At 73.1% G+C, this 25,221-nt stretch carries 22 protein-coding genes and 1 pseudogene; 9 read left to right on the plus strand and 14 right to left on the minus strand.

All coding sequences use genetic code 11. From position 1 onward, the window contains the following. Positions 1-7 precede the first annotated feature (7 nt). On the minus strand, positions 8-664 hold the full coding sequence (locus tag J7462_RS22200) for an HAD family phosphatase (protein ID WP_219466057.1): 657 nt from the start codon (positions 662-664) through the stop codon (positions 8-10). Positions 665-746: 82 nt separating this feature from the next. Further along, positions 747-971, minus strand: a complete 225-nt coding sequence (locus tag J7462_RS22205) for an AlpA family transcriptional regulator (RefSeq protein ID WP_219466059.1) — start codon at positions 969-971, stop codon at positions 747-749. Between the two features lie 206 nt (positions 972-1,177). On the opposite strand from J7462_RS22205, the gene J7462_RS22210 reads away from it, so the two are divergent. After that, positions 1,178-1,351, plus strand: a complete 174-nt coding sequence (locus J7462_RS22210) for a hypothetical protein (protein ID WP_219466060.1) — start codon at positions 1,178-1,180, stop codon at positions 1,349-1,351. Beyond that, positions 1,348-1,626, plus strand: a complete 279-nt coding sequence (locus tag J7462_RS22215) for a hypothetical protein (protein ID WP_219466063.1) — start codon at positions 1,348-1,350, stop codon at positions 1,624-1,626. The genes J7462_RS22210 and J7462_RS22215 overlap by 4 nt, the downstream gene beginning before the upstream one ends. A gap of 2 nt (positions 1,627-1,628) precedes the next feature. On the opposite strand, the gene J7462_RS22220 is transcribed toward J7462_RS22215, so the two are convergent. The 7 genes and pseudogenes from J7462_RS22220 to J7462_RS22250 all read right to left on the minus strand — a co-directional run bounded on the left by J7462_RS22220 (position 1,629) and on the right by J7462_RS22250 (position 13,490). Further along, complete coding sequence (locus tag J7462_RS22220; RefSeq protein WP_219466066.1) at positions 1,629-3,416, minus strand: ABC transporter ATP-binding protein; 1,788 nt, start codon at positions 3,414-3,416, stop codon at positions 1,629-1,631. Between the two features lie 4 nt (positions 3,417-3,420). Continuing rightward, positions 3,421-5,310: an ABC transporter ATP-binding protein gene (locus J7462_RS22225; RefSeq protein WP_219466069.1), complete on the minus strand. Its 1,890-nt coding sequence runs from the start codon at positions 5,308-5,310 to the stop codon at positions 3,421-3,423. Between the two features lie 4 nt (positions 5,311-5,314). Continuing rightward, on the minus strand, positions 5,315-6,289 hold the full coding sequence (locus J7462_RS22230) for a hypothetical protein (RefSeq protein WP_219466072.1): 975 nt from the start codon (positions 6,287-6,289) through the stop codon (positions 5,315-5,317). Between the two features lie 29 nt (positions 6,290-6,318). Further along, positions 6,319-9,768, minus strand: coding sequence for an AMP-binding protein (locus tag J7462_RS22235; protein WP_219466075.1), 3,450 nt, complete (start codon positions 9,766-9,768; stop codon positions 6,319-6,321). Then, entirely contained in the window at positions 9,765-11,552 is a 1,788-nt protein-coding gene (locus J7462_RS22240; protein ID WP_219466076.1) for a hypothetical protein, read from the minus strand. Before J7462_RS22240 ends, J7462_RS22235 begins: the two co-directional genes overlap by 4 nt. 325 nt (positions 11,553-11,877) lie before the next feature. After that, positions 11,878-12,701, minus strand: a pseudogene (locus J7462_RS22245) (hypothetical protein). A gap of 141 nt (positions 12,702-12,842) precedes the next feature. Beyond that, positions 12,843-13,490, minus strand: a complete 648-nt coding sequence (locus J7462_RS22250; protein WP_208565600.1) for an FKBP-type peptidyl-prolyl cis-trans isomerase — start codon at positions 13,488-13,490, stop codon at positions 12,843-12,845. A gap of 189 nt (positions 13,491-13,679) precedes the next feature. Between J7462_RS22250 and J7462_RS22255 the strand changes: the two genes are divergently transcribed. Then, positions 13,680-14,072, plus strand: a complete 393-nt coding sequence (locus J7462_RS22255; protein ID WP_208565601.1) for a PPOX class F420-dependent oxidoreductase — start codon at positions 13,680-13,682, stop codon at positions 14,070-14,072. Positions 14,073-14,157: 85 nt separating this feature from the next. On the opposite strand, the gene J7462_RS22260 is transcribed toward J7462_RS22255, so the two are convergent. Further along, on the minus strand, positions 14,158-15,246 hold the full coding sequence (locus tag J7462_RS22260) for a Ku protein (RefSeq protein WP_219466082.1): 1,089 nt from the start codon (positions 15,244-15,246) through the stop codon (positions 14,158-14,160). 85 nt (positions 15,247-15,331) lie between these two features. On the opposite strand from J7462_RS22260, the gene ligD (J7462_RS22265) reads away from it, so the two are divergent. Further along, the gene (gene ligD, locus J7462_RS22265; protein WP_219466085.1) at positions 15,332-16,270 is read left to right on the plus strand and encodes a non-homologous end-joining DNA ligase; all 939 of its coding nucleotides are present in this window, start codon (positions 15,332-15,334) and stop codon (positions 16,268-16,270) included. After that, the gene (gene ligD, locus J7462_RS22270; RefSeq protein ID WP_219466089.1) at positions 16,263-17,174 is read left to right on the plus strand and encodes a non-homologous end-joining DNA ligase; all 912 of its coding nucleotides are present in this window, start codon (positions 16,263-16,265) and stop codon (positions 17,172-17,174) included. Before ligD (J7462_RS22265) ends, ligD (J7462_RS22270) begins: the two co-directional genes overlap by 8 nt. Before the next feature lie 40 nt (positions 17,175-17,214). Here the strand turns inward: ligD (J7462_RS22270) and J7462_RS22275 are convergent, their stop codons facing one another. After that, positions 17,215-17,496, minus strand: coding sequence for an SCO0607 family lipoprotein (locus J7462_RS22275; RefSeq protein ID WP_219466092.1), 282 nt, complete (start codon positions 17,494-17,496; stop codon positions 17,215-17,217). Between the two features lie 176 nt (positions 17,497-17,672). Here J7462_RS22275 and J7462_RS22280 point away from each other — a divergent pair, with 176 nt between their 5' ends. Then, the gene (locus J7462_RS22280) at positions 17,673-18,428 is read left to right on the plus strand and encodes a TIGR03089 family protein (protein WP_219466093.1); all 756 of its coding nucleotides are present in this window, start codon (positions 17,673-17,675) and stop codon (positions 18,426-18,428) included. A 185-nt stretch (positions 18,429-18,613) separates the two neighbouring features. Then, entirely contained in the window at positions 18,614-18,790 is a 177-nt protein-coding gene (locus J7462_RS22285) for a hypothetical protein (protein ID WP_219466096.1), read from the plus strand. 118 nt (positions 18,791-18,908) lie between these two features. Here J7462_RS22285 and J7462_RS22290 read toward each other — a convergent pair whose 3' ends face one another. After that, entirely contained in the window at positions 18,909-19,205 is a 297-nt protein-coding gene (locus J7462_RS22290) for a hypothetical protein (RefSeq protein WP_219466098.1), read from the minus strand. A 306-nt stretch (positions 19,206-19,511) separates the two neighbouring features. After that, the gene (locus J7462_RS22295) at positions 19,512-21,191 is read right to left on the minus strand and encodes a DNA repair helicase XPB (protein WP_219466101.1); all 1,680 of its coding nucleotides are present in this window, start codon (positions 21,189-21,191) and stop codon (positions 19,512-19,514) included. 172 nt (positions 21,192-21,363) lie between these two features. Between J7462_RS22295 and J7462_RS22300 the strand changes: the two genes are divergently transcribed. Further along, complete coding sequence (locus J7462_RS22300) at positions 21,364-22,251, plus strand: L,D-transpeptidase family protein (RefSeq protein ID WP_219466103.1); 888 nt, start codon at positions 21,364-21,366, stop codon at positions 22,249-22,251. Positions 22,252-22,441: 190 nt separating this feature from the next. Continuing rightward, complete coding sequence (locus tag J7462_RS22305) at positions 22,442-22,693, plus strand: hypothetical protein (protein ID WP_208565612.1); 252 nt, start codon at positions 22,442-22,444, stop codon at positions 22,691-22,693. 61 nt (positions 22,694-22,754) lie between these two features. Here the strand turns inward: J7462_RS22305 and J7462_RS22310 are convergent, their stop codons facing one another. Then, positions 22,755-25,217, minus strand: coding sequence for a helicase-associated domain-containing protein (locus J7462_RS22310; RefSeq protein ID WP_219466106.1), 2,463 nt, complete (start codon positions 25,215-25,217; stop codon positions 22,755-22,757). Positions 25,218-25,221: the final 4 nt, after the last annotated feature.

A 25,221-nucleotide genomic window follows, 5' to 3' on the forward strand; every position in this document is an offset into this window, starting at 1 on the left:
GGGCGGTTCAGCCGAGCTGGTCAACCACCTCGGGGGTGAGATCATGCACCGAGGTGAGCACCACGGCGGCCAGCTCCGCCGCGTCCGGGTCCAGCGGGTACGACCCGTGCGGCACCGCGATCACCCGCATCCCGGCGGCGGCGGCCGAGCGGACCCCGTTGGAGGAGTCCTCCACGGCGGCGCACCGGGCCGGGTCGACCCCGAGCCGTTCGGCGACGGCGAGATAGACGTCGGGTGCGGGCTTGCCCCGGGCGGTCCGCTCGGTCGACAGGGTCACCCGGAACTCGGCGGTGAGGTCTGCGGCGGTCAGCGCCGCGACGATCAGCCGGGTCGGCGAGGAACTGGCCAACCCCAGCGGCCACCGCGCGGCCAGCCGGCGTACCACCAGGTCGGCGTCGTCGATCAGCGGTACGCGCACCGCGTACCGCCGGGCCATCTCCTCGACCACCTCGGCGGCGACCTGCTCGGCGCTGCGGTCGACGCCCAGCTCACCGCTGAGGTACTCGGCCCACTCGCCGGTGCTCATCCCCATCAGCCGCCGTTGGGTGTCGGGCTGCCAGGTGCCGCCCCGCGCCGCCACGTACGCCCGGCGCACCTCCTCCCAGACCGGCTCCGAGTCCACGATCACGCCGTCCAGGTCGAACACCACCGCATCCACCGTCACCCCGCCATCCTCCCCGACCCCGCCCGACCCCGGTCGCCCGGTGCCGGCAGCACCCGCCGGCCTCGGGGTGGTCCCGATGGAGTCAGCCCTGCTCGTCCTCGTCCGCTGGCGGCTTGGGGCGGCGGTATTCCCTGATGTACGCCTCGACTTCTGACCGCAGCCACACAGAGCCGCCTTGCAGCGTCTGGAACGGGCGCGGGAACTTCGGGTGAGCGGTGATCTGGCGCAGCCGGGAGCGTCCTACGCCGAGCATGGTCAACATCTCCGCCGGGCCGACGAGCGGCCCAGGCACCTCTGGCTCACCCATGCCAAACAAGGTAGGCATCGCCATGCCTACCCCATTTGGCAGCGCATAATTACGCCCGACCAAAGTATGTCCCACCAAATTATGCCTACCAGGATTGACAGGTGCGTAACTCGGGGTGTGGAATCGGTGACGCGGTGCCCCCGCCCTGGTGGAGCTGGGCTCGGTGGGGCGGGGTGCCGCAATGACCCGAGCCCTGGGAGGCGACCGTGACGCGTGAGGTGCCGTTGTTGGTGGAGCTGGCCTGGGACTGCCTGGAGTGCCACCGCTACGAACATTGCGACAAGTGCTCCGACAGTGGCTTCTGCGCGGTGCTGGAGGCCGCCCGCACCCGGATCAGGGCGTGGCGCAGGTACCGCGGAGTGTTTGGTTGGCGTCGATGAGGGCGCCCCTGCCGGCGGCGGGAGACCTGATCCAGGTGACCCGTGCGGCCAGCGTGCAGTTCGTCAAGCCCATCCGGTGCCGGGTGATCCGGATGCTGGACTGGATCACCTACGACGGCTGGTGCTGGCTCGACGTCTACCAACTGGACGACAAGGGCGACGCGGTGGCCCGACGGTCGATCTTCGTGCAGCCGGCGGGGCTGGTCGTCCACCGCCGGACCGCCCCCGTGCCGGTCGGGCAGCAGCGGCGGCCCAGCTCGAAGGTGCGGCCATGAACTCAGCGGTAGGCGGTGGCCTGGGTGGCGTAGAGGGTGGCGTACACCCCGTCGAGGCGGATCAGCTCGTCGTGGGTGCCCATCTCGCGTACCCCGCCGTCGCCGATCACGATGATCAGGTCGGCGCTGCGGACGGTGGAGAGCCGGTGCGACACGAACACCGTCACCCCGCCGCTGTCGGCGGCGACCCGGGCCGCGCCGTCGGTGAACCGCGCGAACAGCCGGTGCTCGGCCTCGGCGTCCAGCGCCGACGCCGGCTCGTCCAGCACCATCAGCAGCGGGGCGTCGCGCATCATCGCCCGGCCCAGCGCGAGCTGCTGCCACTGCCCGCCGGAGGCGTCCACCCCACCGTCGGCGTGACTACGACCCAGGCGGGTGTCCAACCCGTAGGGCAGCCGGTCGACGACGCCGCTGTGCGCGCGGGCCAGGCCGGTGCGAACCGCGTCGTCGTCGGTGGCCCGGGGCAGGTCGCCGATGCCCACGGCCAGCCGGGCGGTCAGCTCCGGGCGGGCGTAGTCCTGGAACGCGGCCGTGGTCCGCTCCCGCCAGGCGGCGAGGTCGATGTGGCGCAGGTCGACGCCGTCGATCAGGATCGCGCCCCGGTCGGGCTCGTAGAACCGGTTGAGCAGCTTGACCAGCGTGGTCTTGCCCGCGCCGTTCTCGCCGACGATCGCCACCGTGCTGCCGGCGGGCAGCAGCAGGTCCACGTCGCGTAGCACCGGCCCGTCCGCGCCGGGATAGCCGAAGGTGACCCCGCGCAGGCGGATGCCCTCCAGCAGTCGCTCGGGCGGGCGCAGCGGGGTGACCGGCGCACCGGGCGGCGGGACCGGCTGCGGCACCAGCTCCCGCACCTCGTCGAGCCGGCGCAGCGACCGGCCGCTGCGCACCAGCTGCTGCGTGATCGTCACCGCACCGGCCACCTGCTGGTTGAGCTGCGAGGCGAGCAGGATGGCCAGCACCACGTCGCCGACGTCCGCGTGGCCCCGGATCGCGTCGCCGACGACCAGGACCAGCGCGGCGACGTAGCCGAGGCCGAACACGGCCTGCCCGGCCGCACGCCACCACCCGGCGGTCAGCTCGCCCCGCCAGATCCGGGCGGTGGCCCGCTGCCAGTGCTCGGCGTAACGCTGTTGCAGGTGCTCGACCAGGCCCAACAGCCGCAGCTCCTTGGCCGAGGCCGCGTCGGTGGTCAGCTCGAACAGGTGCCGGGCCTGCCGGGTGTCGACGATGCTCTCCTCGCGGGCCCGGTCGGCGGCGGCCTGGGCCCACCGGCCCGCCAGCACCGGCAGGGCGGCCAGCAGCGGCAACGCCACCAGCGCCGGGTGGACCAGGGTGAGCAGCACGGTGGTCAGCAACAGGCTGACCGCCAGCGAACCGCCGGTCAGCAGCGCCTGCAACCCCTCGCCGATGCGCTGCAACTCGTCCTGGGCCAGGGCCATCCGGTCGGCGCTGTCGGGCCGCTCGTGGTGGTCGAGGTACGGCGTGCCGTTGCTGATCTCGACGAGCTGCTCGTCGGTGCTGAGCACGTTGAGTTCGGACACCTCGAAGTACGCGATGTGCGCGAAGTGGGCGCAGGTCAGCGCCGCGATCGCGGCCACCGCGACGGCCAGGCCCGACCAGGCGGCCGTCCCGGCGTGACCCGCCGCCGCCGCGTTGGTGAGGTGTTTCAGCGCCACCGCCGCCGCCGGAACCGCGACCGCGTTGCCCGCCATCAGCGCCAACGCCACGGTCATCTTGCGGCGGTCCTGCCGCCACGACAACCGCATCAACCCGCTGATCGACCTCATCATCGGCTCACCTCACCACCTCGGTCTGCGGGCCGCTGCCGGCGTCGTCGTCGGCGAAACGTTCCGCCTGGAGGGTGAACATGGCGGCGTACCGGCCACCCGCCGCCATCAGCTCGTCGTGGCTGCCCTGCTCGACGACCTTCCCCTGGTCGAGCAGGACGATCCGGTCGGCCAACCGGACGCTGGACAGCCGGTGCGAGATGAGGATCGTCGTCCGGCCCCGGGTCAGCTCGGCGAACCGGGCGAAGAACTCGGCTTCGGCGCGGACGTCCAACGCCGCCGTGGGCTCGTCGAGCACGAGCACGGTGCTGCCGTGGTAGAGCGCGAACAGGGCACGTGCGATGGCGATCCGCTGCCACTGCCCACCGGACAGGTCCAGACCACCCTCGTAGGCCCGGGACAACACCGTGTCCAGGCCGTTCGGCAACGCGTCGAGGGTGTCGAGCAGCCCTGCCGCCTGTGCCGCGCGGCGTACCCCGGCCCGGTCGTCGAGGTGCTCGACGGCACCGAAGCCGATGTTGGCGGCGGCGGAGAGCTCGTAGCGCACGAAGTCCTGGAACACCACGGCGATCCGGCGTTGCCAGTCCCGCGCCGGCAGGTCGGCGATGTCGGCGCCGTCGGCGCGTACCGTGCCGGCGTCGGGCGAGTACAGCCGGGCCAGGAGCTTCACCAGGGTGGTCTTGCCCGCCCCGTTCGCCCCCACCAGGGCGGTGCACTGCCCGGCGGGGATGTGCAGGTCCAGGTCGTCGAGCACCGGCCGGGCCGCACCGGGGTAGCCGAAACGTACCCCGGTGAAGTCGATCGCCGGGGCGGTGGTGGCGGGCGGCCCGGCCCGGCCGGTGTCGGGTGGCTCGGCATAGCGGGCCATGGCCCGCTCGAACGCCGTGACGGCGGTCTCGGCGTTCATGCCGTACTGGGTCTGGGTGTCGGAGTCGGGATAGAACTCCCCCAGCCGGATCAGCGCCATCACCGCCTGCAACACCAGCGCCAACCCGGCCAGGTCGACCGCCCCGTCGGCGGCGCGTACCCCGGCCAGCGCCAGCACGGCGGCCACGCCGACCAACCCGACGGCCGTGTAGAGCAGGTAGGGCCGCAGGTAGATGCGCCGCCGCTCGGCCCACACCGGGGCCAGGACCCGACGGTAGACCTGCCGGTAGCGCTCCGTCAGCCAGCCGGTCAGGCCGAAGACACGCAGCTCCTTCGCGGCGGCCGGACCCATCGCCAGCCCGCGCAGGTAACGGCTCTCCCGGCGCAGCGCCGCCACGTCGCGGATGACCCGGGCGTAGCGGCGCAACCCACCCCGCTGGCCGTGCCGGAACAACAACACCACCACCAGCATCGCCAGCGCCGCCCACGGGCCCAGCACCACCGCGACCACCACCGTGAACCCGACGACCTGGGTGTACGGCCCGATCAGCGCGATCAGCCCGGCGTACGCCGCGCCGGGGGTGCGGAACGCGAACCGCAGCTCGTGCCCGGCCTCACCCAACTCGTCCAGGACCGCCGGGTCCTCCAGCGGGGTGATCTCCCGGGTCGACAGCGACGCGGCGATGAGCCGCCGGTACATGTGCCCGTCGACCCGTCGACCGAGCTGCTCGGCGACGGCCTTCTGCGCCGCCTCGGCCAGTTGCAGCGCGATCAACGCCGCCCCGGCCGCGGCCAGCGGCCACCACACCTCGGCCTGCGCGGTGGTGCCGGCCAGCACCGGGCCGATCCGCCCCACGGTGACGCTGACGGCGATCGCGAACACGACCGGCAGCACCCCCCGGGACACGCTGAGCGCGAGCGCGACGGCACTCCAGCCGGGCCCGGCGGCGGGGAACTGCCGGGCGATGCGCAGCCGGGCGGCGGCGGCCTCGCGCCACTGCTGACCGGTGCCGGTGGTGGAGGTGGTCATCGGGTCAGCCGAAGACCTTGTCCCGCAGCACCACGGGCAGCTCCAGCTCCTGGGCGCAGCCACGCACCGAGAGCTGGTAGGAGTCGACCACCTCGGGGCTGTCCGCCACGGCCAGCTCCGCCTCGGTGAGGGCCGTGACCTGACGCTCCCGGAAGCGGTACTCGTCGGCGTTGCCGTGCAGGCCGGGCACGACGTACGGCTCCGGCTCGACCGGATTGTGGATCTTGGACTGGTCGGAGTTGAGGTCACCGGCGGCACCCCAACCGGTGAGCATCTCCGGCCGGTACAGGTGACCGATGTCGAGGCGGGTGAACAACCGCGACACCGTCTCCTGCGGGAACCGGCTGCACTCGTACGGGAAGTGCGTCACCGCCAGCCCCTCCGCCGCCGCGTACCGGCGCATCCGCGCGTAGTTGAGGGTGCTGAGCACGAAGTTCTGCACCACCCGCTCCCGGCCGATCTTGCCGGCCCACTTGGCCATCCACGAGTCGAGCGACGCCCGGGGCTGACGGTCCAGCACCAGCAGGCGCAGCCGGTCGACCGGCCACCCCGCCTCGATCAGGCAACGCGCCGGGTTGAACAACGCCTCGAACGGCACGTACGGCCCGGCCATCTCCTTGGCGAACAGCACCGGCTCACCGTCGGGCAGTTTCCACGGCGAACCCTCACCACCGGTGAGCGCGAACCGGCCGATGGTCTTGACCGGCTGGTAGTAGGCCGCCGCCTGGGCCATGCCGAACAGGTTCGTCACCGCGGTCGAACCCACCCGGCAGCGCCCCCAGCCGAGCACCAGCAGCGGGAAGTCGGCCGGGCTGCGGCCGGCGAACCCGTGCGTGAGGGTACGCACGATCTGGGCGGTTACCTCGTCGATGGTGGTGGTGACGACCTGGTAGCGACCGTCGGGCGGCAGCGGGGTGCCGGTGAGCGCGTCGTCGTCGGCGGCGGCCAACCGGTGCAGCAGCGGGTACGGGTCGGTCATCGAGGCTCCTTGCGGTGGGGTGGGGCGGTTCAACCGAGGTCCAGCAGCGCGGCGACGTCCCGGACCGGCACCGGTCGCAGCACCGCCTCGCACAGCAACGTCTCGATGCCCCGCAGCGCCCGCAGGCAGGTGGCTGCGGGCACGCGCCGGGTGTCGGCGAGCAGGTGCAGCGCGCAGCCCCCGGCGAGGTGGGGCATGGCGAGGAAGAAGGTCATGTCGTGCCGGGCGACGGCGGTGAGCTGCCGCACCGTGGTGTGCGCGGCCAGTTCCTCAAGCGTCGCAAGGTCGGGCGTACCCGTCGGCGGGTCGAAGTCCCGGCCCATCCGGGAGTCGTTGAAGTACACCGACAGGTCGGCCTGGGCGCCCTCGGCCGCGATCAGGTCGTCCAACGCCTCCGGCGGGTAGGTGGCGTGGAAGTAGGACTCGGTCGAGTCGCGGTAGCAGCGCCGTACCGCGTCCTCGACGTCGCCGTCGCCGACGTCGAAGACCAGCAACGCGTTCTGGGCGATGCCGGTGGCGAGTTGCCGCTGACGGGGGGTGTTCCGGTTGCCCGCGATGAGCTTCACCACGGCCCGGTCCCGGCCGGTCAGCGCCGCCTGGACCAGCAGCGCGGCGGTCAGCACCACCGTGGACGACGACGCGCCGGTCCGCTCGGCCAGGGTGGCGGCGGCAGCGGCCACGGCGGTCGACTCCATCCGCCAGGTGACGACCGGCAGCGTACCCCCGTCGTGTTCCGGCCCGTCGAAGATCCGGTGCGGCACCGCAGGCAACCGGGCCCGCCAGTACGCCAGTGACTGGCGGGCCCGGCGCTGCCCGGCGGGCGAAGCCTCGTAGCCGGCCTGGTCCAACGGCTGCCAGCCCGGTGCGGGCAGGGCGCGTTCCCCGTCGACCAGGGTGCGCAGCTCGGCCAGCAGCAACTCCAGCGACCAGGCGTCCAGCGACACGTGCGACGCGGCCACGGCGACGGCCTCGACCAGCCCGTCGACCCGCAGCAGCGCCCACCGCACCGGCCACTCCCGGTCCAGTTGGAACGCGGTGCCGGCCAGCTCGGCGGCGGCGTCGTCGGCGGCCTGCGGCAGCGCGTCGGCGGTGGTGTCCCGCACCAGCGGCGGGTACGTCCCGTCGGCACGCAGGTGCTGGCGGGGGCCGTCGCCGTCGTCGGTCATCAGGGTCCGCAGCACCTGGTGCCGCAGCACCAGCTCCGACCAGGCCGCAGTCACCCGCTCGGCCGGGGCCGGGGCGGTCAACCGCAGCACCCGCCTGATGTTGAAGTCCTTGCTGGCCTCCCCGAACCACTGCATGGGCCGGTACATCGCCACCTGACCCCAGGTCAGCGGTGCGGAGGCGGTGGGCGCTCCGGCGAACCGCGCCTGGATCGCCGTGTCCGGGGCGACCGGCTGCCCGACCCCGGTCGGGGTCGACCGGTCCGCCGGCTCCACGGCCACGACCGTCGGGGTCCCGACCGTCGGGGTGCCGGGGCCGTCCAACGCGGCGGCCAGGGCGCGCACCGTACGGCGGTCGAACAGGTCGGCGATACCCACCGGCAGGCCCAGTTCCTCGTCGAGCCGGGTGACCACCTCGACGACCTGCATGGAGTCGCCGCCCAGCTCGAAGAAGTCGTCGTCGACCCCCAGCCGGTCCACCCGCAGCACCCCGGCGATCACCGCCGCCACCGCCGTCTGCAACTCCCCGGACGGCGCGACGTACGTGGTGCTCAGTGCGGGTCGTACCGTCGCGGTGGTGGGCAGCAGACGGGTGTCGACCTTGCCGTTCGGGGTGAGCGGGTACTGCGTGACGTAGCGGAACCGGCTCGGGACGGACGCCTCCGGCAGCAACCCGGCGGCGTGGGCGCGCAACTGCGCCTCGGTGGGTCGCGGCTCCGCCTCGGACCGCAGGTAGGCGACCAGGTGCAGGTCGTGGCCGTCGGGTTCGGCGATCACCACCGCCTCGGCGACACCGGGGCACCGGCGCAGCGCGTCCTCGACCGCCGGCGGCTCGACCCGCTGGCCACGGATCTTCACCTGCCGGTCGGCGCGGCCGAGCACGTCCAACACCCCGTCGGGACCCAACCGGCCGAGGTCACCGGTGCGCAGCAGCCGGGCACCGCCGCCCGCCGGATGGGGGATCCACCGTTGGGCGGTCAGCACCGGCTGACCGTGGTAGCCACGGCCGATGACGGCCCCGCCGAGGCAGATCTCGCCGGTCCCACCCGGTGGCACGGGCCGACCCTGCTCGTCGAGGATGTGCACCTCGGCATTGGGGATGGGCGCACCGACCGGCAGCCGTCGGCCGACCGTACGGTCCGTGCCGATCCAGTACCAGGTGGCGCCGACGGTCTCGCTCATGCCGTAGTGGTTGCCGAAGCCCGACTTCGGGCTGTTGCTGATCCACCTGTCGAACTCGGGGGTCAGGTACAGCGGCTCACTGCCGATCATGACCTGACGGGCGACGTCGTCCACGCCACCGAGGGCGGTCATCGCCCGTACGTGCGACGGGGTGAGTTTCAGGAACCCGCACGGTGCGACGCCGGTCAACGCGATCAGGTCGTCGAAGGCGACCGGCTCCGGGGCGACCTCCAGCTCCCAGCCCGCGACGAGGGCGGTGAACAGGGTCATCACCGACCCGACGAAGTACAGCGGGGCGTGCAGCACCGCCCGCTCCTGCGGCTGGAACGCGAACTCCTCGGCGCACCAGCGCACATAGTTGACCAGCTGGCGGTGGGTGCCGAGGACACCCTTGGGTGCGCCGCTGGTGCCTGAGGTGTACATGATGAACGCCAGGTTCTCCACCCGGCAGCCACCGTCACCGTCGTCGCCGCCGGGCGCGTCGGGCAACGCCGACACGTCGAGCACGGCCGCCGGGTAGCCGGCGGGCACCAGGCCCCGGTGCCCCGGCCCGGTCAGCAGCACCGGGTCACCCGCGTCCGCCAGGATCCGGGTCCGCCGGTCCGCCGGGTCGTGGACGGACAGCGGCAGGTACGCCGACCCGGCGGCCAGCACCCCGAGGATCGCCACCACCGCGTCCACCGAGCGGGGCAGCAGCACCGCGACCGGCGTCTCCGGACCCGCACCGTGGGCCCGCAGCACCCGGGCGGTGTGCCGGACCCGGGCCAGTAGGTCACCCGCGGTGACCTCGACACCTGCGAAGCGCACCGCGATCCGCCCCGGGTCGGCCGCGAGCGCCTCGTCGACGAGCACGTGCAACGGGACCTGGTCGATCGGACGGCGCGGCCCGGTGGCGACCGACCGCGCGGTGTCCACCGTGGCCGGACCCCGCCGCCCGTCGGGGGAGGAGAACCCGTCGGCGGTACGCAGCGACGCGGGCCGCAGGTCGGTCCAGTGCTCGGCGACGTACGCCAGGCACGCCTCGGTCGACGCGGTGAAGACCGTCGTCCAACCGTCGGGCACGGGCCGGTCCGTCGGCCACAGGGAATGCTGGTCCTCGTCGTTGACGACGACGTGGTGCGGGTGGACGCTCACGCGCGCCCGCCGACCGTCTGGGTGCTCGCGACCAGCCGCTCCACCGGCTCGTGCCAGGTGTGCTTCGCGTACCAGTCGGCGTCGAACGAGGCGATCGTCGGGGTCCAACCGTCGTGGGCCTCGGCGTAGCCGGCGATCTCCCGCCAGAACACGTCGACCAGGGCGGAGTACCGGGAGGCGATCCGCAGGTCGTCCAGGGTGAACGGTGGCCCGTCCATGCGTACCAGCCGGATGTCGAACGCGCCCCGGTACTGTCGACCGGCGACGGTGAGCGGCTGCTTCCACATCGCCGCGCCGGGGGCGCGCAGGGTGTAGCGGACGCGGGCGGTGCTGTGACCACCGTGGCGCAGGTCGCCCCACTCGCCGATGTCGGGCACCAGCGGCGGGAAGAAGTAGTGCCGTTGCCGGGGCACCTCGACCCGGTCGAAGTTGCCGGGCACGAAGTGCCAACGGTTGTACATCATCCGCTGGGCGACCTGCCACAGGATGTCGGTGACGGCGTCGCCGGGTAGGTCGGCGGCCATCTGCGGGCTGGGCAGCACGCAGCAGAAGAAGTCCGGCTTCTTCAGGCCCGCCACCTCCTCGCCGTACTGCCCGGCCGGCCCGCTCAGCCGGGACAGGTCCCGGATGCCGCTGGACATGCCGTAGTCGGCGTGGGCGTCGACGACCGCGCCCAGCACGATGCCCTCCAGGATCCGGGTCAGCTCGTGCCGGTCACCACCGCGGTGGGCGGTACGCAGCGCGGCGGCGGTGGCGTCCCGTACCCAGGTGGGGGCGTCCCCGTCGTCGACCTGCTCGGTCAGGAGGCCGCTGAGGGTACGAAGCGTCTGGGGCAGCTCGTCCTGATGGCGCTGGTCCTGCGCCCATGGCAGCAGGTACTCGTCCTTGGCGTAGGTCAGCCCGTTGACCCGCCGGTAGCGCATGTGGTCGCCGCCGTCGACGAGTTCCACCAGGTCACCGGCGAGGACGGCCAGCTCGGTCAGGGTCGCCGTGCTCACCTGCCCGGCGACCGGCTCGCCGAGCGCCCGCAGGTACGTCGCACAGCGGGTGGTGAGCACCCGCCGCAGGCTGACCGCGCTGAGCTGGCGGCCGTTGAACTCCTCGAACCGCACCGCCCGGCCGGTGCGGAACAGCAACTGGATCGCCGACACGAACAGCCGCTCCTCCGGGCTCCAGCCGGCCGGGGCGCGGTCCCGCAGCGCGGGCAGCACGCCGTCGCGGATCAGGGTGCTGGAACCGGAGTCGGAGCGGGAGAACACCCGACGCTGCACGTAGATCAGCACCGTCTCGACGCGTTCGACCCAGTCGATGACCTCCTCGAGCCGTTGCGGCAGGCTGCCGTCGGCGTGCCAGGCGTGCAGCAGCTGGTCCAGCTCGTGGCGCTGGTGCTCCTCCTCGGCCTCGGCCGCCAGGCACTCCTCGTCGAGCATCTCGGTCATCCAGTCGGGCAGCGCGATCTCGGCCACGACCTCCTCAGTCGGCAGGTCACCCCGGGCCGGTTCGTGCACGGTCAGCTTGCCGAGCGTCGAGTGGGACAGCACGAACCGGGCGGGCGACACGTCGTCGCCGGGCGGGGTCAGGCGCAGCTGCTGCCGGCCGAGCAGGTGCCGGACGAATGCCTGCTCACGCAGGGTCAGCCCGTCGAAGGCGGACCGAAAGGGAACCTTGCCCGCCATGGTGAGCAGGCGGAGAACCGCCGTCTGGGCGCTTCCACCGAACAGTTCGGCGGGGTCTCGCACGTCGCGCAGTTCCTGGGTCCACTGGTCGGTCTTCGTACGTCGCACGTTCCTACCTTTCGCGACCGGGCAGGCTGCGGCGCACAGGGGCCGGCCCGCACGACGGTCGTCGTTGCGGTGGTCGATGGGGCTGGCGGCGACCGGCAGCCGACCTGGAGAGTGGGGGCCCGTGGCGGTGCCACGGGGACTAGGGGACGGCTCTCCACCTCGACGTGGGAGCGCTCCCGACGTCGCGGTCATCCTGAGGTTAATAGGTGTGTCAATATCGCGCCGGGCGGAGCGGGAGGGGTCGCGACCAGCCCGGACCGGCGTGGTCGACCGCGACCGCCCCGGCAGCCGGGCCGGCGCGGTCGGGGGTGCAGAGCGGGGGCGGTCAGGGGTGCAGAGCGGGCAGCCCGATGGGGCTGTCCGTAGGGATGATCGTGTGACAGGCGCGGGCGACGGGGACGAGCAACTCCCGCAGCCGCCCGGTGTCGTCCGGCCCGAGGACCCGCCAGGGCCGGCCGGCGGCGACGTCCGTGGCGTCCTCCACGGCCTGGAAGCCGGCCCGCCCCTCCTCGGTGGTCTCGCCGTCGCCGGTCAGCCAACCCCGGTCGACCAGCCGGCCCCGGGCCTGCACCCACTGCTCCGGCGTCCAACCCCGGCCGAGCAGGTGCTCCGCCGGCATGCCCCGGCCACCCGGAAGGCCAACGTCTCGACCGGGTCGAGACCGGCGGCGACCAGGGCGGCCACGTGCCCGTCGCCCCGGTGCTCCCGCAGCGTGGTGGCGGCCTGCCAGAGCCGGGCCAGCGGATAGTCGCCCCGGGGCAGGGCGGCGTTGGCCGCACCGAGCACCCGGCCGGCGGTGTCCGCCCCGACAGCCGCCGCCTCCAGCAGCTCCGCCGCCTCGGCCAGGTGCGCCTCGGGCAGCTCATAGGTGAGTTCGGCCAGCGCCTGCACGGCACCGGTGAGTCGGGCGCGCAACGCCTCCTCGGGGGAGGCCAGCTGCCACACCGCCGGCAGCGCACGGCTCACCATGGGCGGGGCGAAGGTGAAGAAAGCGGCGATCACCGGGGCGGCGTCGACCGGGCCCAGCGGGGCGGCCCGGCCGGCGAAGTAGCCCCGCCAGTAGCCGCGCAGCCCGATCGCCTCGTGGGCGGCGCGGGCCCGGGGATGGAAGTAGGTGATCGCGTGCAGGGGTTCGACGTGCGTCCACATCACCCGGGCGGTCCGCCCGGGAACGTCAAGCGCCGGCACGCGCACCTCCGGGTCGGTGGGGGTCACCGTGGCACGGGCCGGCCGCCCACGGTGACCCCGAACCTACTGCCGGTAGGTGTCGGGCCGGAAGACCCCTGTGGTCTACTGCACCGCCAGCACGTCGACGATGAACCGCAGCGGGCCGGAGGGCGCACCCGGACGCTGCGGCTTGTCGCCGTACGCCAGGTCGGCGGGAATGTCGAGCTGCACCCGGCTGCCCACGGTCTGGCCCTGCATGCCCTGGTCCCAGCCCGGGATGACGTTGCCCTGGCCGAGGCCGAAGGTGAACGGCTCGGACCGCTTCCAGGAGGCGTCGAACTCCTCACCGGTCTTGTACGACACACCCACGTAGTTCACGGTGATCTGCTGGCCGGCCTGCGCGGCCGGGCCGGTGCCCCGGATCAACGGGGTCGCCTTCAGCCCGGTCAGCTCACCCTCGCCCTTGGTGGCCTGCGGCTTCGTGCAGAGCGCCTGGTCGGCACCCTCGGGCAGCTTGGGGAAGTCACCCGCGCAGCCGACGGGAGCGGCAGCCGGCTTCGGGTCCTCCTTCTCGCCGTTGCGCACCACCACGAACACCCCGACGATCACCGCGATGACGGCGACGCCGGCCACGGCACCCAACCACGCCTGCCGGCGCTTGCGCGCCTCGGCGGCCTTCTGCGCCGCCAACTGGGCGGCGAGCCGCCGCTGTGCCTTCGTCTCCGAGCCCTGGCCCTGGCCCGCCGAACGGTTCTCCGTACGCTCGCTCACGTCCTCGACTCCCTGCTGATGTGGGTGGCCGGCCCGGCGACCCGGTGCCGTGGCCAGCGCACACGGTACCCGGGTCGATGCCGTGGGTGGGCCGTCGCCTGCCCGCCGTGTCCCCGAACGGGCCGGGGCCTCCGGTTTCCTCCCTCTCTTGGCGGGTGCCGGACGCCGGGCGGCGGTAGGTTCTCGACCATGGCGATCCTCACCGACGACGACCGGGCTCTGCTCTCCGAGCCGCAACTCGCCCACGTGGCGACCATCGAGGCGGACGGCACGCCGCACGTCACCCCGGTCTGGGTGGACGTCGACGGCGAGCACATCCTGTTCAACACCGCCCTGGGGCGGCAGAAATACCACAACATCGCCCGGAACCCCGTGGTCGCGATCTCGGTGGTCGACCGGGCCGACGACTTCCGCACCCTCTGGGTGAGGGGCACCGCCGAGTTCGTCACCGAGGGCGCCGACGCGCACATCGACCGGCTGGCCAAGAAGTACCTCGGGCAGGACACCTACCCGTTCCGGCGGCCGGGCGAGGAGCGGGTGATCGTCCGGATCACCCCCACCCAGAAGCTCGGCATGGGCTGACCGCCGGGGGTGGGCCCCGGCGGACGGTCCGCCGTCGCGCCGGGGCAACGCCGGACCTGCCCCGACGGCGTCGGAACCCGCCCGGTCAGGCGCTCCTGCGCGGGGCGGTCTTCTTCTCGGCGGCCTGCTTCGCGGGGGCCCTGGTGGCCTTCTTCTCGGCGGTCTTCTTCGCGGGGGCCTTGGCGGTCTTCTTCTCGGCGGTTCTCTTCGCCGGTTCCGCTTTCTGCGCCGGGGCCTTCCGGGCCGGGGTCTTCTTCGCCGGTTCCGCCTTCGCCGCCTGGGCCTTCGCCGCCTTCGCCGTCGGGGTCTTCGCCGGCTGGGCCTTCGACGCCCGCTTGGCCGACCGGGCCGACGAGATCGGCGTCGGCTCGCCCGCCCCGCCGGACGGCGTCTCGCCCCGGGCCACCCGGGCCCGCTCGACGGACGCCTTCAACGCCGCCATCAGGTCCACCGCGGCGGCCGGCGCGGCCTCCTCCTCCGCCGGCTGGACCACCTCACGGCCCTCCACCTTGGCGTCGATGACCTCCTGCAACGCCGCCCGGTAGTCGTCGGTGAAGGCGTCCGGCTGGAACTCCCCGGCCATCGAGTCGATCAGCGAGGCGGCCATCGCCAGCTCCGGCGGGCGGACCTTCAGGTCCTCGTCGAGGAAACCGAAGTCGGGGGTACGCACCTCGTCGGGCCAGAGCATCGTGTTGAGCAGCAGCACCCCGTCGCGGACCCGCAGGGTGGCCAACTGTTCCCGCTGGCGCAGCGCCACCTTGACGATCGCCACCCGCTCCGAGTCGGCCAGCGCGTCCCGCAACAGCACGTACGGCTTGGTGGCGGTCCCCTCGGGCTCCAGGAAGTACGCCTTGTTGTAGAGGATCGGGTCGACCTGCTCGGCGGGGACGAACTCCAGCACGTCGATCGCCCGGGAACTGGTCAACGGCAGGTCGGCGAAGTCGGCGTCGGTCAGGATCACCAGCTCGCCGCCGCCCAGGTCGTACCCCTTGGCGATGTCGTCGTAGCTGACCTCCTCGCCGCAGACCGAGCAGGTGCGCTTGTAGCGGATCCGGCCGCCGTCGTCGCGGTGCACCTGGTGGAACCGGATGTCCTTCTCCTCGGTGGCCGAGTAGAGCTTCACCCCGATCGAGACCAGCCCGAACGACACCGCTCCTTTCCAGATCGCCCGCATCCCCTGCTCCTCTCCCCGATCTGACCAGGATCGCAAACGATCGAAGCCGCCGCACGCGCTTCCGTGCGCAACTACAGTCGGACAGGTGCCCGGCCCGCCGTTGAAGCCGATGCTCGCGACGACCGGGCCGCTCCCGGTGGGTGCCGGCTGGGCGTACGAGTTCAAGTGGGACGGGGTACGCGCGCTCGCCGACCTGGTCGGTGGCCACCCGCACCTGTACGCCCGCTCCGGTGTGGAGATCACCGCCGCCTACCCGGAGCTGGTGACCCTGGCCGAGCAGGTCGACGACGCGCTGCTCGACGGTGAGGTGGTCCTCTTCGACCCGGCCGGGCAGCCCTCGTTCACCGCCCTCGCCGAGCGGATGCACGTGCGGGACCGGGCGAAGGCGGCCCGGCTGGCGGCCACCATCCCGGTCACCTACATGATCTTCGACGTGTTGCGGTTGCGGGGCGAGGACCTCACCGGGTGGCCGTACCACGAACGGCGGGCGGCGCTCGACGGCCTGGGGCTGGGGGCGGCCCGGTGGGCGGTGCCACCCTGCTTCACCGACGGTGCCGCCACCTACCAGGCGGCCGGGGAACACGGCCTGGAGGGGGTGCTGGCCAAGCGGGCCGACTCGGTCTACCGGCCCGGGGTGCGCTCGCCGGACTGGGTGAAGGTCAAACTGGAGGTGACCGGCGACTTCGTGGTCGGCGGCTGGCGGCCCGGCGCGCGGAAGATCGGCGGGCTGCTGGTCGGGGTGCCCGGCCCGGACGGGCGGCTCACCTACCGGGGGCGGGTCGGCGGTGGGATCGGCGCGGCCCTGGAACGGGAACTGCTACGCGAACTCGAACCGCTGCGCACCGACGGGTCGCCGTTCGGCGGGGACGTGCCGCGCGAGGATGCCCGGGGGGCGATCTGGGTAACCCCCCTCATCGTGGTGGAGGTCAAGTACGGCCAGCGCACCCCGGACGGGCGGCTGCGGTTCCCCCGGGTGCTGCGGCTGCGCCCCGACAAGCCGCCCGGGGAGGTGGAGGATGCCTGAGCGGGTGAAGGTCGAGGTCGACGGCCGGGCGTTGGACCTGTCCAACCTGGACAAGGTGCTCTTTCCGCAGGTCGGCTTCACCAAGGGCGAGGTGATCGACTACTACACCCGGATCGCCCCGGTGCTGCTGCCGCACCTGGCCGACCGGGCGTTGACCCGGATCAGGTTTCCCAACGGCGTCACCGGTGGCTCGTTCTTCGAGAAGAACGCCCCCGCCGCCACCCCCACCTGGGTACGCACCGAGACGCTGCCCGTGCCCGGATCGAGCAAGGGTCGGGAGACCATCGACTACGTGGTCGCCGACGACCTGCCCACCCTGGTCTGGCTGGCCAATCTCGCCGCCCTCGAACTGCACACCCCGCAGTGGCGGATCGGCACCCACCCGGACCTGATGGTGGTCGACCTCGACCCCGGCCCGCCGGCCACCCTGCGGCAGTGCTGCCGGGTGGCCGTCCTGCTGCGCGACCGGCTCGCCCTCGACGGGGTGACGGCCTACCCGAAGACCTCCGGCAAGAAGGGCATGCAGCTCTGCTGCCCGATCAGCGCCACCCAGGACGCCGAGGTCGTCTCCGACTACGCGAAACGGATCGCCCAGGAGTTGGAGCAGGCACACCCGAAACTGGTCGTGTCGCGGATGGCGAAGAACCTGCGGCCCGGGAAGGTCTTCATCGACTGGAGCCAGAACAACGCGGCGAAGACGACAGTCGCGCCGTACTCGCTGCGGGCGCAGTCGATGCCGGCGGTGTCCACGCCGCTGACCTGGGACGAGGTCGAGGCGGGGGCGGCCGGGAAACGGCCCTCGGCGAAGCCGTACACCGCAGGGGAGGTGCTGCGGCGGGTGGAGAAGTCCGGCGACCTGCTCGCCGCGCTGCTCGACGGCGGCCCCGAACTGCCGGTGGCATGAGCCGCGTCGTGCCACGCGCCACCATGCCCGGTCGAACCGGTCACCGCTCGATGACGGTGCCGTTCGCGTCGATGCCGTGGTCCCGCCAGTAGACGTCCCACTCGTCGTCGACATGCTGCGGGACCTTGCCCTGCGGGTAACGCACGTACGGTGCGGTCGGCTCCTGACCGTCGGGGAAGCAGGCGCTGCCGCCCTGCCCACCCACCGCGATCGCCGGGTACTCGCCGTCGCTGCAGATGCTCTCCCGGTAGCCGCAGCCGCTGGTCAACATCAGCCCGCTCAGGCCGACCCCGGCAAGGGCGACCATGATCCTCGTTCGCATGGGTCGAGTCTTGTCGCGGCGGGTGCCGATGTCATGCGCACGCGTACTCAACTCTCCTCGGTGCGGTGCGGTGCGGTGCGGTGCGGTGCGGTGCGGTGGGTGGGTGGTGGCCGGGCTGGCGCTCGGTGGCTCGTGGGCTCGGTAGGGTGGGACGTTCCGTCCGGACAGGAGGCCCGATGGTTGCCCACCTCGCCGTCACCACGTCGACCGATGTGCCTGAGCAGGTCGATCTGCCGCTGCTGACCTACTGCGACGACGCGACCGGGGAGCGGACGGAGTTGACCGCGAACCAGCTCGGTGACTGGGCGGCGCGCACCGCCGGACTGCTGCGCGACGGGTGCGGGCTGGGGCCGGGCAGTCGGGTCGCGGTGCTGCTGCCGCCGCACTGGCGTACCGCTGCGGTGTTGCTCGGGGCCTGGTCGGTGGGGATGGCGGTGTCGTTCCGGCCGCGCGCCACCGCCGGGTTGCCGGTCCTCGAACCGGGCGGCGACCGACCGTACGACGCGGTGTTCGTCACCCCGGAACGCCTCGACGACTGGCTGGAGGACGTGCCCGACGGGGTGCACCGCTACCTCGTCGGCACCGGCCCCGGATTGTTGGCCGACGTGCCGGTGGGCTGGCTCGACTGGTCCGCCGAGGTGCTCCGGCACCCCGCCGCCCCACCCGACTACGCCGCCGTCCACCCGGCTGCCCCGGCCACCCCCGACGGCACGAGCTACGCCGTCTGGGGACGCCTGGCGAAGGAGGTCGCCGCCCAACTCGACCTGCGCCCCGGCGACCGCCTGCTGGTCGACGCCGCCGAGCACGAACAACCGGTGAAATGGCTGCTCGCCCCGCTGGCCGCCGGCGCCTCCGTGGTCATCTGCGCCAACCCCGACCCCACCAGGTCGGCTGCCCGAATCTCCACCGAACACATCACCCGCACCCTCTAGTAACCCCCGCACGCCCCCGCCCCGCGCTGCGCCTCCGCGCGCCCCCGCTGCCCCGCCGCCCGGCCGCCCCGTTCGCCCCGGTGATCAAGAGGTTTGCGTCAACTTTGATCTTCAGATTGACGCAAACCTCTTGATCACCGGGGCTGGGTCGGCCGCGGTCGATGGGTGCAGGAGTCCACCCGGCGGTGACCGGTCGCCGCGTGGTCGGTGTGCTGGTCTATGACGCGACCTGTCTGCTGGCCTCCTCGCGGGAAGGCGATGCGTTTGTTCGGCAGCCGGATCCGGAAGTGGGATTCGCCGCCTTCGGCGCGGCCATCCTGGCCCGGATCGAGGAGATCGGCATCCCGCCCCGGCGGAACTGAGCCTTCCGGGCACGCCGTGATGAACTCAAGGGAGCCGATGTAGCGCTGCCGAGCAATCCCGGCGATGCTACATCGGCTCCCCTTAGTGGATCATGGTGGCGTATACCGGCGGGTGGGGTCAGCAGGTGGTGTTGCCGGCCGGGACCCAGCCGTCCAGGGACGGGTCCTCGGCGCCGTGGCCGTAGATCCAGGTGTCGTTGTCCTCGGAGGAGCCCTGGCCGTGCCAGCGGAACCCACGTCCGGCGGTCAGGGTGCGCAGCACCTGGCCGTGCGGTGCCGTGCGCAGCCAGGTGTTCTGGGTGAGGTTGCAGACGTAGCCGGGCGCGTCGCTGGCCGAGGCCGGCGCGGCGGCCACCGCGGTGCCCGGGACGGCGACGACCGCGATCGTCAGGACGTGCAGAATTCGGCGCTTCACTCGGATCCCCTTCGACGTGCCGGTGTCCACAGTCGACTGTGGACACCGTACCCGCCGGGGGAGACGACCGCCTGTCGGGCGGGACGACCCCGGCTGAGCGAGTCGAGGAAATGCCGGCTGAATCGCTGACGTCATCAGCTCCAAAGGACGCACGAGGGACAACCCACCCCCGCCGCACGCAGGGCGAGAGGACCGACGCAACGGGGCCCGGGCGCGCGAGGGACCAGCGCACCCCGACCCGGCCGCAGCCGCCCTGCGCGTGGGGCATGCCTGCCGCGACCGGCTGCCGGCACCCCACCGCGCAGGTCAGTCGACCGTGGGCAGGGGCGGGCCGAGGACGTCGTCGGCGTCGACGATGGTGTACGCGTACCCCTGCTCGGCGAGGAAGCGCTGGCGGTGGGCGGCGTACTCGGTGTCGATGGTGTCCCGGGAGACCACCGTGTAGAAGTGCGCCTGCCGGCCGTCGGCCTTCGGCCGGAGCACCCGACCCAACCGCTGGGCCTCCTCCTGCCGGGAGCCGAACGTGCCGGACACCTGGATCGCCACCGCCGCCTCCGGCAGGTCGATGGAGAAGTTGCCCACCTTCGAGATGACCAGGGTCCGCAGCTCGCCGGAGCGGAACGCGTCGAACAGCCGCTCCCGCTCCTTGTTGGTGGTGGAACCCTGGATGATCGGCGCGTCCAGGTACTCCCCGAGCTGGTGCAACTGGTCGATGTAGGCCCCGATCACCAACACCTGGTCGTCGGGGTGCCGCTGCACGAGGGCGCGGACCACCGGCAGCTTCGTGCGGGCGGTCGCCGCCATCCGGTAACGCTCCTCCGCCTCCGCCGTCGCGTACGACATCCGCTCCGCGTCGGTCAGGGTGACCCGGACCTCGGTGCACTCGGCCGGGGCGATCCAGCCCTGCGACTCGATGTCCTTCCACGGCGCGTCGTACCGCTTGGGGCCGATCAGGCTGAACACGTCACCCTCCCGGCCGTCCTCGCGGACCAGGGTGGCCGTCAGGCCCAGCCGGCGGCGGGCCTGGAGGTCCGCGGTGAACCGGAAGATCGGCGCGGGCAGCAGGTGCACCTCGTCATAGACGACCAGACCCCAGTCGCGGGCCCCGAACAGGTCCAGGTGGGTGAACGCGCCGCCGCGCCGCGAGGTGAGCACCTGGTACGTGGCGATGGTGACCGGCCGGATCTCCTTGCGCTCGCCGGAGTACTCCCCGATCTCCTCCTCGGTGAGCGACGTGCGGGCGATCAGCTCCCGCTTCCACTGCCGGCCCGCGACCGTGTTGGTGACCAGGATCAGCGTGGTCGCCTTCGCCTCGGCCATCGCCGCCGCGCCGACCATGGTCTTGCCCGCGCCGCAGGGCAGCACCACCACCCCGGAACCACCGGCCCAGAACGCCTCCACCGCCTCCCGCTGGTACGACCGCAGCGTCCACGGCTTGCCGCCGTCCTTGCCGGCCTCGGCCAGCTCGATCTGGTGCGCCTCACCGTCGACGTACCCGGCCAGGTCCTCCGCCGGCCAGCCCAGCTTGAGCAGCGCCTGCTTGAGTCGACCCCGCTCGGACGGGTGCACCCGGATCGTGTCGTCGTCGATCTTGTCACCGAGCATCCCGGCGAGCTTCTTGCTCTTGGCGACCTCGATCAGCACCATCCGGTCCAACCCGCGCAGCACCAGGCCGTACGCCGGGTCGTTGGCGAGCTGGAGCCGGCCGTACCGGTCCATCGTGTCGGCCACGTCCACCAGCAGGGCGTGCGGCACCGGATAGCGGGAGTATTTCAGCAGCGCGTCGACCACCGCCTCGGCGTCGTGGCCGGCGGCGCGGGCGTTCCACAGGCCCAGCGGGGTGAGCCGGTAGGTGTGCACGTGCTCCGGGGAACGTTCCAGCTCGGCGAAGGGCGCGATCGCCATCCGGCAGGACTGCGCGTCCGGGTGGTCGATCTCCAGCAGCAGGGTCTTGTCCGACTGCACGATCAGTGGTCCACCGCTCACGCCAGGTCCCTCTCCTCGGCCGGATTCCCCGATCTGCGGCGGATCCCGCCGCAGGTCGACCATCCAGTGTTGCACGGGGGTGGGAGACTGCCAGAACATCTTCGCAATGGGTGCAACGTTTCCCGGGGGACACACGTCTACCAGTGGGACGACCGATCCGGGGAGGCACACGATGCAGGTCCGCCACAGAGCCCGGGTCGTCGCCCTGGCCATGGTCATGCTGGTCGGCGCGGGTGGGTGTGCGTCCGTGCCGCAGGCCGACCCGGGTGGCACTGGAGGAGGGCTCGCCCCGGTCGGCAGTGCGGAACAGGTAACGGGGGCGGGCGCCGGCTCCCTGCCCGACCAGCTGACCGGGTCCGACACGAAGCCCCGGCACCGGGAGAAGCCGCAGCCGAAGGTCCGCGCCACCAAGACCCCGAAGGCGTCGACCGGGCGTCGCCCGCGTGTCCCGCAGAAGTCCAACCAGACCCGCTGCCAGCTGGGCGAGCACCAGCGTGAGGTGGAGACGTACCTGGCCCGGCTGGGCGGGTTCGGCACGGTCACCGTGGACGGTCGGCAGACCGACGCCGACTGCGCCGCGATCAAGAAGTTCCAGCAGCGGTACGACATCCGCCCCGCCGAGGGTCGTGCCGGCCCGTTGACGCTCGACGTGGCGAAGCGACTCGCCACCACCGACGTCAAGCGCTGCTCCGCCGGCTCCGGCACCACCTTCTGCGTGGACCTCACCCGGCAGACCACCTGGGTGATGCGCGACGGCAAGGTGGTCGCCAAGCCCACCGTCACCCGCACCGGAATGGCCGGGTACGCCACCCCCGCCGGCACCTACAAGGTGAACCTGCGCAACCTCAAGGAGTGGTCCAACCCGTACGAGGTGTGGCTGCCCTACTGGCAGCGCTTCAACGGCGGGATCGGCTTCCACGAGACCACCACCTACCTGCACAACGCGGGCATCGGTTCGCACGGCTGCGTCAACCTGCTGCACACCGACGCGGTGCGCTGGTGGGAGCTGGGCAAGGTGGGCTCCCGGGTGGTCCTGGTCGGCCGCCGCCCCGGCACCTGACCCGCACCGCCTGCGCCCCTGCCCGGCAACGCCGCCGCGCCGGCGCTGACCCGTACCCGCCGCAGCCGTCTCGCCTCCGGCCCCTCGGTAGTTGTCCATAGGGGCCGGATCGGGGGTATTTCCCCCTGTCCGTCCTGGCAACCGGGTGCCACCCTGGAAGTCAGGGGCCGGACGGGGTGGGAGGGCTGGGATGACCGTCGATCACGAGATGATCGCCGAGGACGCGTCGAACGGCGACCGGGTGACACCGACCGACGAGGTCTCCACGGCCACCATGGTCGGGTACGCCGTCGCCGGGATCGCCGTCGTCGGCTGGTTCCTCTTCGGCTGGTTGGTGCAACGGCAGGGCTTCATCGACTCGGTCGGTGAGGCCGCCGGCACCGGCTTCGCCCTGCTGCTCATCGTCTCCGTCGTCGGCACCGTACGCCGCAGCCGCCGCTGAGCGTCGGCAGTGACCGTCGCGCCGCCCGTCGCCCACGGGTGCCGGGGTGCCGGGGTGCCGGTCAGTCCTCCCGCACCGCCGCGGTGATCCGGTGCAGGGCGAAGGTGTGCAGCATCTCGGTCCGCTCGTCCTCGGCACGCAGGTAACCCGCGCCGATCGACACCGGCCGCAGCAGCCGGGACAGCGTCGCCCCGTGCGCGTCGACGTAACCGACCCAGACCAGCGCCTTGTCCCGGACCGCCTGCTGGAGCACCGCCAGGGCCTCGGCGTGACCGTGCGCGGGTAGCGGACCGGCCGCAGCCCGGGCCGCGCCACCCCGGACCACCGCCGGGGCCCGCCGGGCCGCCCGCGCCGCCGCCTCACCCCGCCGGATCTGCTCCACCACACCGAGCAGCCGGGGCAGCGCCAACCGGGGCGTGGCCAGCGGGTCCACCGCCCGGCCGGTCGGCACCCGGGCCGGGGCCCGCCGGACCCGGGGACGGGCCAGCACCATCGTGCCGCTGGCGTCCTCCGGCACCGGGGCGTACCCGGCGTCACGCAGTGCGGTCAGCATCCGCCCCACCTGGTAGGACGTGCACAGCACCGTCGGGGCCAGCCGGCGGAACGCCAACGGCGTCAACCGCCGGTCGGCCAGCACCTCCGCCAGCAGCGCCTCGTCGTCGCTGCGCACGTACCCACCGGCGGAGCCGACCCGCAACCCGCCGTGCTGCCGGGCCACGTCGTCCACCAGGTAGGTCAACCCCTGCGGGATCGGGGTACGCGACCGGCGGCGGAACAGTTCGTGCAGGTCGTCGGCGGTGTAACCGGCGTCAAGGGCCCGCCGGACACTGGCCGTGGTGACCCGGTGCACGCTGGCCCCACCCGCCGACTCCGGCTCGGTCACCGCCTCCAGCTCACCGGCCAACGTCGGGTCCGGTGGGCCGGGCACCACCACGCTCAGGTCGGCCTGCACCAGGAAATGGTCGACCGGAGCGGGGAGCAGGGCGTCCAACGCCCGCACCGTGCCCGAGGGGTCACCGCTCTCGGTGTCGGTGCGCAACCCCAGCGGGTCGTCCCCGCCCCGCTCGTCGGGCTCCGTGACGCTCGCGAGCAGCAGCCGCCCGTACGAGGTGAGCGCACCGAGGCCGGTCACCCCGAGCCGGGCCGCCTCGGTCAGCACCTCCCGGTGTGCGGCCTCCCGCCCCCTGCTGCGCCGGGGTGCCCGCCAGTCGAGCAGCGCCAGCACCTCATCGACGGTGGGGGCGGTACCCGGTTCCAGGTCGGCCAGCACCCCGAGCACCGCCCGGCGGGCGGCCGGCGCACCGGCCCGTTCCGCCTCGGCGGAGAGCACACTGATCGGCCGGTCCCGGTCGTCGCGCTGCCCCACCAGGCCGGCCTGCCGGCTCATCGTCAACCAACCCCGGGCCAACTGCTCCCAGCGGTGGGCCAGCGACATCGCCCGCCACACCTCGTACGCCCCGGTGGGCAGCACCTGCTGCTCGCCGCCGTACCGGCTGGCGGCGGCGGGCAGGTCCAGCTCACCGAGGAGACCGGCCGCGTACGCCACCTCGACCAGGAGCGCGGTCGTCGACTCGTCCAGGGCCACCGCACGGGCCAGCCGGCGCAGGTCGCGGACCCCGACCCCGCCGGAGCGCAGCACCGGGGCCGGCTCGCCGGTCAGCTCCTCCAGCAGCGCCTCGGTGTGCCGTACCACCTCCATGGTCTGCCCGACCCCGGCGGAGTCGGCGGCCTTCGGTTCGCGGGGTGGTGCGTCGACCGGGGGTGGGCTGGTCCGCAGCGGCCCGAGCGGGCCGGTGTCGCGGCGCAGCAGCAACCCCACCTCGCGGGGCAGCTCGACCGTCCCGGCGGAGACCGCCACCAGCAGCCGCGCCTCGACCAGCCAACGCACCGGCGACCCGGTCGGGGCACCGCCGTTGGTGGGGTCGGGCGGCAGGTCGCCCTCCGCGCCGAGCGCCGGGGCCTGGAGTGAGCCCGGCGGCACGCTGCCGACGGGCGGGCCGGCGGCGAGCCGGTCCAGGATCGCCCGCGCCGACGGGGGCGCGGCGAGCAGCGTCCGGCGCAGCTTCGCGGCGTCCGCACACAGCGCCGCCGCCCGCGGGTCCAGCTCGTCGGCCGGTCGCCCCAGCCCCGCCGGGTACGGGGCGAGCTCGTCCACGCTGCCGGCGACCCGCAGCGCCTGCTCCGGGCCGTACAGCAGGAACCGGGCGCGGAGCCGGTCGAGCGCACTGCGGACGGTGGTCGGGGCGGGTGGGTGCGGCCCGGCGGTGGCCATGGCGAGCACCGCCTCGGTGGAGCTGGTGCCGTCCGAGGGGTGCCGGGTGAGCCGGGCGGCGTCGAGGATCTGGAGGGTGAACTGGTCCAGCCCGTCGAGCGCGCGGGCGACCGACACCCGCGACTCGGCCCGCAGGGCGAGCGCGGAGACGTCGGCCGGCACCGGTACGACGAGGTCGGGGCGCAGCTGGAGCAGCGCGGCGAGCGCCTCGTCGGGCAGCGCGCGCAACTGGTCGGCGAGTGAGGTGGTCATCGTC

The sequence above is a fragment of the Micromonospora sp. RL09-050-HVF-A genome (assembly GCF_019374995.1).
Taxonomy (GTDB): Bacteria; Actinomycetota; Actinomycetes; order Mycobacteriales; family Micromonosporaceae; genus Micromonospora; species Micromonospora antibiotica.

Coding starts and splice junctions, on each gene's coding strand:
- J7462_RS22205 (WP_219466059.1), bottom strand. CDS start 971: ATGGGTGAGCCAGAGGTGCCTGGGCCGCTCGTCGGCCCGGCGGAGATG.
- J7462_RS22215 (WP_219466063.1), top strand. CDS start 1,348: ATGAGGGCGCCCCTGCCGGCGGCGGGAGACCTGATCCAGGTGACCCGT.
- J7462_RS22220 (WP_219466066.1), bottom strand. CDS start 3,416: ATGATGAGGTCGATCAGCGGGTTGATGCGGTTGTCGTGGCGGCAGGAC.
- J7462_RS22225 (WP_219466069.1), bottom strand. CDS start 5,310: ATGACCACCTCCACCACCGGCACCGGTCAGCAGTGGCGCGAGGCCGCC.
- J7462_RS22230 (WP_219466072.1), bottom strand. CDS start 6,289: ATGACCGACCCGTACCCGCTGCTGCACCGGTTGGCCGCCGCCGACGAC.
- J7462_RS22255 (WP_208565601.1), top strand. CDS start 13,680: ATGGCGATCCTCACCGACGACGACCGGGCTCTGCTCTCCGAGCCGCAA.
- J7462_RS22260 (WP_219466082.1), bottom strand. CDS start 15,246: ATGCGGGCGATCTGGAAAGGAGCGGTGTCGTTCGGGCTGGTCTCGATC.
- ligD (WP_219466089.1), top strand. CDS start 16,263: ATGCCTGAGCGGGTGAAGGTCGAGGTCGACGGCCGGGCGTTGGACCTG.
- J7462_RS22275 (WP_219466092.1), bottom strand. CDS start 17,496: ATGCGAACGAGGATCATGGTCGCCCTTGCCGGGGTCGGCCTGAGCGGG.
- J7462_RS22280 (WP_219466093.1), top strand. CDS start 17,673: ATGGTTGCCCACCTCGCCGTCACCACGTCGACCGATGTGCCTGAGCAG.
- J7462_RS22300 (WP_219466103.1), top strand. CDS start 21,364: ATGCAGGTCCGCCACAGAGCCCGGGTCGTCGCCCTGGCCATGGTCATG.
- J7462_RS22305 (WP_208565612.1), top strand. CDS start 22,442: ATGACCGTCGATCACGAGATGATCGCCGAGGACGCGTCGAACGGCGAC.
- J7462_RS22310 (WP_219466106.1), bottom strand. CDS start 25,217: ATGACCACCTCACTCGCCGACCAGTTGCGCGCGCTGCCCGACGAGGCG.